This window comes from Aquiflexum sp., assembly GCF_041751335.1.
Classification (GTDB): domain Bacteria; phylum Bacteroidota; class Bacteroidia; order Cytophagales; family Cyclobacteriaceae; genus Aquiflexum.
The window spans coordinates 24,660-31,888 of record NZ_JBGSXS010000301.1 but is presented as its reverse complement, the minus strand read 5'-3'; the positions used below and the strand labels follow the sequence as shown (position 1 = coordinate 31,888).

The 7,229-nt window shown below is 38.5% G+C and carries 4 protein-coding genes and 1 pseudogene; 1 reads left to right on the top strand and 4 read right to left on the bottom strand.

Annotation, left to right across the window (positions count from 1 at the left end; genetic code table 11):
• The 4 genes and pseudogenes from ACEW8U_RS16940 to ACEW8U_RS16925 all read right to left on the bottom strand — a co-directional run.
• A pseudogene (locus tag ACEW8U_RS16940) lies at window positions 1–479 on the bottom strand (ABC transporter substrate-binding protein); the annotation flags it as partial.
• Between the two features lie 176 nt (window positions 480–655).
• On the bottom strand, window positions 656–1,990 hold the full coding sequence (locus ACEW8U_RS16935) for an MFS transporter (protein WP_373523239.1): 1,335 nt from the start codon (window positions 1,988–1,990) through the stop codon (window positions 656–658).
• Window positions 1,991–2,029: 39 nt separating this feature from the next.
• Entirely contained in the window at window positions 2,030–4,462 is a 2,433-nt protein-coding gene (locus ACEW8U_RS16930) for a TIM-barrel domain-containing protein (protein ID WP_373523238.1), read from the bottom strand.
• A 213-nt stretch (window positions 4,463–4,675) separates the two neighbouring features.
• Entirely contained in the window at window positions 4,676–5,707 is a 1,032-nt protein-coding gene (locus tag ACEW8U_RS16925; RefSeq protein WP_373523237.1) for a LacI family DNA-binding transcriptional regulator, read from the bottom strand.
• A 352-nt stretch (window positions 5,708–6,059) separates the two neighbouring features.
• Between ACEW8U_RS16925 and ACEW8U_RS16920 the strand changes: the two genes are divergently transcribed.
• Window positions 6,060–7,136, top strand: a complete 1,077-nt coding sequence (locus tag ACEW8U_RS16920; RefSeq protein WP_373523236.1) for a SusE domain-containing protein — start codon at window positions 6,060–6,062, stop codon at window positions 7,134–7,136.
• The last annotated feature ends 93 nt before the right edge of the window (window positions 7,137–7,229 follow it).

Genomic DNA, 7,229 nt, shown 5'->3' with positions numbered 1-7,229 from the left:
CACAAGAAGATTTTGGTGTCATCCCCACTCAAGGCATTCTTTGCACCTTCAAGATCACCTACAACTTCAAAATCCAAAGATTCCGGATCCCAATTTTCTCTTTTGGCCAAGACAAAGGCCATCAAGTGTGAACCTGAACCATATCGGCTGATTACAAAATGGTGGTTTTCCAGTTTATGAATTTCATTTACCAATGAACCTCCCGGTATATGAATTCCCCATATCAAGGGAGAAGCTACATGCAATCCAATGATCAGACCGGGATTCCCTTCTATTTTGTCTTTGATAAAGCTTTCTGTCAGAATTATGGCAAGATCAGTTTCCCCTGACCTGATATCTTTGTTCATCGCACCCGAACCTTTAGGTTCATTGATCCATTCCAATTCAATGCCTTCCTGGAGAAAAGGTTGAGATTCAACCACCTTGATCCAAGGATAATTGAAATGCTCCGGAACTCCGGTGATTCTTATTTTTTCCATTTACGTTTGTTTTTTTTCGTCTGAACACTGCTTACTGCATACTGCGACTGCCCACTTCCAACCTGTATACTAAACTCTGACGTTCTTCCAAGGTAAAAAACCTTCGAGGTCTAAAAAAAGACCTCAAAGGTTGTCATGAACCCTGAAAACTGCGACTGCCAACTGAACACTGAAAACTACCCATCATGAGTAGCATTTCTGTCTGTAATCAGCAAATTGGCAAATCCAGCAAGGATGAGTGATGTACCGGCAAGTACCATGGTAAAGATTACATCTTCTCCAAATAGAAATTTGTACATGAAATTGATTCCGCCCAAAGCAGCAACGATTTGCGGAATGACAATGAACATATTAAATATCCCCATATAAACACCCATTTGTTTTGGGTTGACAGAACTGGAAAGCATGGCATAAGGCATGGATAGGATACTTGCCCAAGCAATCCCCACCAAAGCAAAGCAAAGATGAAGCATCCATGGTTCTGAAATATAATAGATCAAAATAAAACCACATCCCCCTGCAATCAAGCTTAGCATGTGTACCAGTTTCCTGTTGATTTTGATTTTGCTGGTCACGAAGGCCAATATCAGGGCATAGAACATGGAGATAAGCCCATAAGTACCCAAATAATTTCCCACACTATCAGCGGCATTATTGTAAGCCAAAGAAGAAGTGTCTGTTGCTTTGAAAATATGTTCGGTAATTGCCGGAGTTGCAAAACTCCACATGGTAAAAAAGGCAAACCAAGAAAAAAACTGGACCACACCCAATTTTTTCATGACATTTGGCATACCTGCTATGTTTCTGAAAATTTCTTTGAATCCATTCCAAAAACCTTTATTCTCTTCTTTTTCTTTTTCAAAGGCTTTTAAATCTTCCGGTGGATATTCATCAGTGGTAAGAATAGTGTATAAAATGGAGCCTAAAAGTACTACAGCCCCTATGGCAAATGCATATTTGACAGAGTCAGGAACCACACCTGGTGCAGCGGTATTGGGAATACCCATTTGGGTCATCATCCAAGGTAGATTACTTGCCACCCAAGTACCTATGCCAATGATGAGGGTTTGTACCACAAAACCATAAGACCGTTGGCTGTCCGGTAGTTTATCTGCGACTAACGCTCGGAAGGGTTCCATGCTGATATTGATGGAAGCATCCAATATCCATAAGGAGCCGGCAGCCATCCAAAGTGCGCTTGAGTATGGAGCAAAAAACAACGCACAGGTACTCAAGACCGCCCCAATGAGAAAATAAGGTCTCCTTCTGCCAAATTTATAATGCCAAGTACGATCACTTAAATACCCAACAATAGGCTGAATGATCAGACCTGTCAAAGGTGCAGCGATCCATAACAAAGGGATAGCATCTTTTTCAGCGCCAAGGGTTTGGAATATTCTGGACATGAAACCACCTTGAAGGGCAAATCCAAATTGAATTCCAAGAAATCCGAAACTCATGTTCCAGATCTGCCAAAAACTAAGTCTTGGTTTTTGTTTTATTGCCTGCATTATTTTTGGTTGATATTAATGAAATTAAACCTTGGACTTTTAATGAAAATCTATGGAAAATTCTTCAATTGAATGCTTAAATGTAAAACTTACAGTGCCTTTGATTTCATAATATGGATGATCGTGTTCCGGTAAAGGATCAAATTCCGTCAGTTTTCCAAGAAAACTCACATTTTCATATTGAGATTCTAAAGCCAATTCTCCAATTTTTGCAGAATCCACTTTTATGTCACCATGAAGGTATAATTTTATCTTTTTGAATTTGCTCACAAAATTACCATGAGGCTTATTAAATATTAATCTTCCTTCTGAAGAGTCCCATTCAATTTCTCTTTTGTAAAATCCCCCCTTTTTGTAATCATTGCTAATGCCATCATCTTCATAGTGTACATGGACAGTTTTTTCTCTGCCTTGATAGATATGCATATACAATATTCCATCATTAGATTCCCCTGTATGAGAAATATCAGATTGTAAAGCCAGGATGGATCCTGCTTTGACGTATACAGGAAGGTAATTCAGTGGGCAATCTTGATAAATGACCTGATTACCTTGGTGCAACTGACTGTCATACATATAATACCAATCTCCATCAGGAAGATATGCTTTTGTGATTTCGACAGTACTTTCCACAGGCGCTATCAAGAGTTTATCACAAAAGATGTATTGATTTTGAAATCCTGTCAGGTATATTTTTTTGTCATGGGGATAATCCACAGCAAGGCTTTTTGCCAAAGGAAGCCCTGATATCGTACTCAGATAAAAACTGCTATAAATTGTAGGAAGTAATCTGTACCGTAATTTCATGTAGTTTCTGGAGATTTCTTCCACTTCCTCTCCAAAAGCCCAAGGCTCAGCATCACTACTGTTGATCATAGAATGTGCTCTGAAAAGTGGGGAAAATACAGCAATACTCATCCACCTGGCATAAAGAGATTTAGTGGCTTCACCAGCAAAACCACCGACATCATAACCGGCAAAAGCCACTCCGCTAATTCCAAGACTGTTGACCAATCTGATTCCGGCCATCATATGTTCTTCGGTCGCCACATTGTCTCCAGTCCAGGCAGCAGCATAGCGTTGAATTCCCGAAAACCCTGATCTTGTAAGGACAAAAGGCCTTTCATCGGGTCGTTGGAGCAGACTTCCTTCCATGGCACTTCTTGCCATCTGAAAGCCGTAAATATTTCTGGCTTTTCGATGGCTGACAAGCTCACCTTCATAACTAAAATCAATGAGGTTTGGAGTGAACTGCCCCCATGAAGCAGGTTCATTCATATCCGTCCAATAGCCATCAACTCCCGCTTCATTATAGAAAGCCATTTTTTCTGCCCACCATTGCCTTGTTTCCGGTTTGGTAAAATCCGGGAATGCGCACCATCCGGGCCAAACTTGACCCTCATAAATCTGCCCATCAGGATATTTAACAAAAAGATCTTTTTTCTTTCCTTCATCATAGGGAAGATAGCCCTTATCTGTTTTGATGCCAGGGTCCATAATGACCACCACCTTAAATCCCTTTGCTTTCAAAGCTTGGATCATACTTTTTGGATCGGGGAATTTCTGTCCATCAAATGTGAAAACCTTGTATTTTTCCATGTGATGAATATCAAGGTAAATCACATCAGCAGGCATGTCCTTATCCCTGAAAGTCTGGGCTAAAGTAGTCACTTCAGAATCCGGATAATACGAATACCTGCATTGTTGGAAACCTAAGGACCACAGGGGCGGCATTTCCATTTTTCCGGTCAGGTTACTGTATGCACTTATGATTTTGGGTACTGAATCATCATGAAAAAAGTAATAATCCATATCCCCATCATCTCCTGAAAAATAAATGAATCTGTTGTTTGAGGCGCCAAAGTTGAATACACTCTTGTGGGTATTGTCAAAGAAAATCCCATAGGCAAGTTGATCATGGATTCCTATATAAAAAGGAATGCTCATATATAAGGGGTCATCTCCTGTACCATAGGCAAAATAATCAGTGTTCCAATTAGTGTATGCCCTGCCAGCTCGATCAAGGTTGCCGGTCTTTTCTCCTAATCCAATAAACCTTTCATTTTTCTGCACCTTTTTATAATTGGTCACCTCCGTTCCCAGCCAGGAAACAGCAAAAGCAGGATCATCCTGATTGATGATTTCACCATTTGGTGTTTGGAAGGTTAGAAAAAAAGGAGAGAGGTTTAGGCATAAATGTATTTTTGAGGTCTTTATCCATACTTGTTTTTCTGCTTTTTCCTCAATGTTGGTAGAAATATTTTTGGGAGTAATGATTGTGCTGTAAGGGTTCGGGTAGAAAGAATCACTTTGACTGATTTGTACCCGAATGGTGTGCTCTTCAAAAACTGTTAATTCAAAACGGGCGGAAGTTGTCTCGCCTTTTATTCCATTGTTCTTTTTGCTCCAAGATATCACATCACCGATTCCAAGGTTTCTGGAATTCTTTGGGCTTTTTTTAGGGGAGGTCATTAGGCTTATATTTTGATAGAAAAGGTAAATAAATTTTAAGCAATCTAGTTGCTTAGTGGTTCAATTTAGGAAGTAATATTAAAGTATGAAATGTGGCTTAGTTTCATGCCTTTGGTTCAACGAACGTTTTTAAATAAATATGGCTGGTTTTAGGTCAAACAGTTAAATTCAAACGTTTGCACAAAAAATATGACTTTACTGGATTTTTTTTTATCAAACCTTAACAGAAGACTTTCTAACCAGTAATTCGGTATCCAAAACTATGTTTTTTGGTTCCCAAGATTGACCCTTCTTTGTATTGATCATTTCTAAAAGGAGTTTAGAAGATTGTTCACCGATTTTGAATCCAGGTTGGGAAACCGTAGATAGGGGGGGATCAATCATGGAAGAGAACTGCCAATTGGAATAACCTACCACGCCTACATCCTCGGGGATCCTCAATCCTAAATTTCTCAAAGCCATCATTGCCCCGGCAGCCACTATGTCATGGTGAGCAAAAATTGCATCTGGAATATTTTCCGGATTTTTGAATAATTCGGTTGTAATATCAAAGCTTTCTTTTTCGGTACCGTAAGGACATTCAATGATCCAATCAGGTTGAGGTTCATATCCTGCAATTTTCAAAGCATCCAAATAGCCTTCTTTTCTTTTTTTGCTGATGGATAGGTTTCGAGGGCCAGATAGGTGTGCTATTTTTTTGTAACCCTGTGCAATAAGATGACTGACTGCGTCATAAGCACCTTGATAATCATTTACTGTAACATTTACCGTATTTTCCAGATCAGGCAATCGATCAAAAAATACAATCGGAAATCCAAGATCCAGTAATTTTTTGAAATGGCTAAAATCAGTAGTTTCTCTGGAAAAACTCACTAAAAATCCATCTATCTGATTTGAAAGCATGGTTTCAATGCTGCTTTGCTCACGGCTCAGTTTTTCATTTGTCTGACATAATATCACATTATATCCATTGGTAAAGGCAACTTCCTCAATTCCGCTGATCACAGTCGAGAAGAAAAAATGTACAACCTCCGGAATGATGACACCTATAGTAAATGATTTACTTTTCCTCAAGCTCAGGGCCACTGCATTGGGTCTGTAATTTAGTTTCTCTGCTAATTCCTTTACTCTTCTTTTTGTTTCATCACTGATGCCCGGGTAATCCTTTAATGCTCTTGAAACAGTAGATGAAGAAACATTAAGTTCTTTCGCAATATCTTTGATTGTTGCTTGTCCTAATTTCATAAAAATTATATTTTTCCAAGATAAATTTCAGCCTTATTGTTGAGTAATTAAAGTCTAATCTTACGATTAACTATTATCATCATTTCCTTTTTGATAGTGCCAAGATACATAAAATAGTTTCAAATTTTAAAATATGTGCAAACGATTGCGGTGACGTTTGCACTGTTTTTATTAATAGAAATTTAGGTCAAGTGCTTGCTTTAACATTTTTGTTTGTTTAATTTTTGGATGATTATTTATCCTGTGGATACTATTGACACTATATTTAATCGTAGTATATTGTAAAATATCCATATTTAGTTTGAATTAATTTATAAATGTTTAAAAACAATAAATACCAAAACAATTACCTATGAAAATATTTTCTAAAGTCCTTTGGGTTGCATTTTTGCTCCCATTAATTTGGTCATGTGGTGAAATTGCCCAACCGCCAATTATATCCCAAACCACATCTTCAATTTTGTCCACTTCTCCCATAGTCTTGACAGAAGAAGATGCTGAAGAGTTTATAGCATTTGAAGTCAGTCCTGCTGATTTTGGCATTTCTACAGAAGTAACTTATATTATTCAGTTGGACAGACCCGGCAACAATTTCGCAACTCCTTTTGATTTAGGATCTAATACCAGTACAACGGTATTGGTTGAAGTAGCTGAGATCAATAGAAGAGCAATATCAAAAGGTATTGTCGCAGGAGAAACAGGAAACATGGAATTCCGAGTTAAAGCGGTAACTGAAAGAAATTTATCTGACCTAATTGGAGCGCCTGCAACTATTGCTGTCACCACTTTTGGAGAAAGTGCAGTTCTTAGAAACCTATTCCTTGTCGGCGCTGCTGCGGCACCTGGATGGAATAACAACAGCAACAATCCTCCATTATTCAGAGATCCTGTAAATACAGACCTTTATGTGTATACAGGATTCTTTGGTGAAGGAGAATTTAAGGTGTTGGAAACACTAGGAGAGTGGCAGCCCCAATTTGGCACCAATGACGGTTCGACTGTAGCTGTCAATGAAGGTGGAGGATCTGATCCTGGATCATTTGTTATTCCTTCTGAGGGATTTTATACCTTTACCTTGAACCTTGAAACAAATACTTTCTCCATTGTACCTTTTACTGGCGATACCGCCACAGAATATGCTTCAATTGGAACAATTGGTGATTCAACAGTGCCTGGTGGATGGGATTCAAGTACTCCTATGACATCAAGGATATTTGGAGGTAATCATATTTGGTTTGTGGAGCAGACTGTTATTAATGGCTTTATAAAATTCAGAGCAAATAATTCATGGGAAGTAAACTGGGGAGCGGTTACCCCCATTTCAGGTATAGGCGTTCTAGGAAGCCCTGATAATATTCCCATCGAAGCTGGAACATATAAAATTTGGTTTAATTCGCTTGATGGCAGATATTTATTTATCCTGCAATAATTTCAATTAAAGATACCAAAAAAGGCTACTTTCAAGTAGCCTTTTTGCTATCATCTCTTTTTAGCTTTATATTCCAGAGCAGCTAACCAAAAT

Bases quoted from the DNA above. Each gene is read 5' to 3' on its own strand.
- ACEW8U_RS16935 (WP_373523239.1), bottom strand. From the start codon at position 1,990: ATGCAGGCAATAAAACAAAAACCAAGACTTAGTTTTTGGCAGATCTGG.
- ACEW8U_RS16930 (WP_373523238.1), bottom strand. From the start codon at position 4,462: ATGACCTCCCCTAAAAAAAGCCCAAAGAATTCCAGAAACCTTGGAATC.
- ACEW8U_RS16925 (WP_373523237.1), bottom strand. From the start codon at position 5,707: ATGAAATTAGGACAAGCAACAATCAAAGATATTGCGAAAGAACTTAAT.
- ACEW8U_RS16920 (WP_373523236.1), top strand. From the start codon at position 6,060: ATGAAAATATTTTCTAAAGTCCTTTGGGTTGCATTTTTGCTCCCATTA.